4 protein-coding genes are annotated in these 1,857 nt (G+C 27.3%); 1 reads left to right on the top strand and 3 read right to left on the bottom strand.

The genetic code is table 11. From position 1 onward, the window contains the following. Positions 1 to 56: 56 nt before the first annotated feature. Both AC4FQ1_RS13080 and AC4FQ1_RS13075 read right to left on the bottom strand, forming a co-directional pair. Positions 57 to 581, bottom strand: coding sequence for a hypothetical protein (locus AC4FQ1_RS13080; protein ID WP_491169869.1), 525 nt, complete (start codon positions 579 to 581; stop codon positions 57 to 59). A gap of 73 nt (positions 582 to 654) precedes the next feature. Beyond that, the gene (locus tag AC4FQ1_RS13075; protein ID WP_491169868.1) at positions 655 to 789 is read right to left on the bottom strand and encodes a hypothetical protein; all 135 of its coding nucleotides are present in this window, start codon (positions 787 to 789) and stop codon (positions 655 to 657) included. A 311-nt stretch (positions 790 to 1,100) separates the two neighbouring features. Here AC4FQ1_RS13075 and AC4FQ1_RS13070 point away from each other — a divergent pair, with 311 nt between their 5' ends. Then, positions 1,101 to 1,430 (top strand): hypothetical protein, encoded by a 330-nt coding sequence (locus AC4FQ1_RS13070; protein ID WP_491169867.1) that lies wholly within the window; start codon positions 1,101 to 1,103, stop codon positions 1,428 to 1,430. A 42-nt stretch (positions 1,431 to 1,472) separates the two neighbouring features. On the opposite strand, the gene AC4FQ1_RS13065 is transcribed toward AC4FQ1_RS13070, so the two are convergent. Further along, the coding region (locus AC4FQ1_RS13065) for a molecular chaperone DnaJ (protein WP_491169866.1) at positions 1,473 to 1,857 on the bottom strand (385 nt) is incomplete at its 5' end.

Here is a 1,857-nt window from a genome sequence, read left to right as displayed (position 1 = left end):
TAGTACTACATAAACTTTGTATGCAACGTTCGTTATTTAGTGTGCAACGTTCACTATTATTTTTTCATCTTTAAATTAACTAAATTAAGCCACCTATTATTACGTTCTTCTTGCCAATACATAAGCTCTTTAATTAATTTATAATATGTGGTCCATCTCATATATTTAGGTTTTAATATATTACTAGTCATTGAATCACCAGTATAATAGTTAATGTCATGCTCTAGTTTTAATTTATCTAATATCTTATCTATCTTTAAATCACAATACTCCATTCCACCTCTATAAGTATTTGTACTTTTATACTTCAATGATCCACACTCTCTACACTTCCAAATACCATTAATATAATAAATATGTTTTCTAGGACTTAAGCAATAAGGACATAGAAATAAATTCTTTTCTCCAAACTTATTTTTATACTTTTCTATTCTTATAAAGGTATCATTTATACTAATTTCACTATCTTTTATAGTTAAAATACTACCTTTTAGCTCACTCGATTTGAATATAAACCTATTTCCTTTAAGGCTTAAAACCTCGTCTATATCTAGCTTTAAGTACTCATTTACATATTTCATTAATTAATCACCTTCTTATATATACGCGAGAACTACTAAATAGTAAGGCTTTTTAATTAATACATAACTTTTCCTATATCACTTCTTTTTTTTCTTTGCTTATCTTACGCTCCCAATATGCATCTTGATACTTCTTAACCTTATCCTTGTTCCTCCTACGCCATTCTCTCATGTATGAATTTCTTTTTTTCCTTGCTTTATCATTCATTCTATACTCTCCTTTCTATTTCTAAGCAACAAAAAAGCCACAGGAACAACACCAGTATTAGTTACTGATTAATTGTTTCCCGTGGCTATATGATAATTGCCTTCCACCTTACAGGTAGGGTACTTAAAATATTCTTTTTTCTTTATCTTTATTATATCATTTTCCTTTAATTTTTCAAACATACGTTCTATATATTTTATAATTATTTTAACTATATTTGTATAAATATTGACAATTATAGACAGTTTAAGTTAATATAACCTAGTGCCTGCAGGACATACATACAAATTTAAATAAGGTGGATTTATATTATGATTATTTGGAGTAGAGGTGGAATTTTAGCACCTGTTGCAGCTATTTTAAGCCTTGTATTAACTGAATACTCAGTTAATGCATTATTTAATAGTGAAATATATTATGAGGTGCATGGATGGCCAAAATTCGTAGCATTATCTATAGCAGGCTTATTATGTTTTTTATTAGGACATTTCCTAAACAAAGAAGAGAAGGTATATATAGATAAAGCAACTGGAAAAGATGTGGTACTTAAAAAAAATCATTCTTTCTTTTTTATCAACATAAAATATTGGACATTTATTTTCCCTATATTAGGATTAATTTATTGGGTTACAAATAACTAAAATAAGAGGTTCTGCATAATGTAGGACCTCTTAAATCTTATACTATAAAATACTATCTAATTTACTTTTGACATCATTTATAATTTTCATCTTTTCCCCACTATCTTTTACTATATCGGGGTGATATTTCTTAGCCATAGCTCTAAAGCCTAGCTTTATAAATTCTTTTGCTATCTCTTTTGTAGTGTCATTAAAATTTATAGAACTTGTACCACTACTAAATCCACCATAATATGAATTATAATTTTTCCTATATTCCTCATATTCTTTTTGCTGCTTTTTATATTCTTCTTCTTTCTTTGCCCTCTCTTTCTCTAATATATTTCTCCTAATATCTAAATACTTGTCATATACTAGGTCTTGCTCTATCTCATTAACAATATCTTTTTCACTTAAAACCTTTTTTATATGCTTTGCTATAAAACTT

This window comes from Clostridium sp. TJA020, assembly GCF_058310295.1.
The sequence above is the reverse complement of the archived record's forward strand: the minus strand, read 5'-3'. Positions and strand labels throughout refer to the sequence as shown.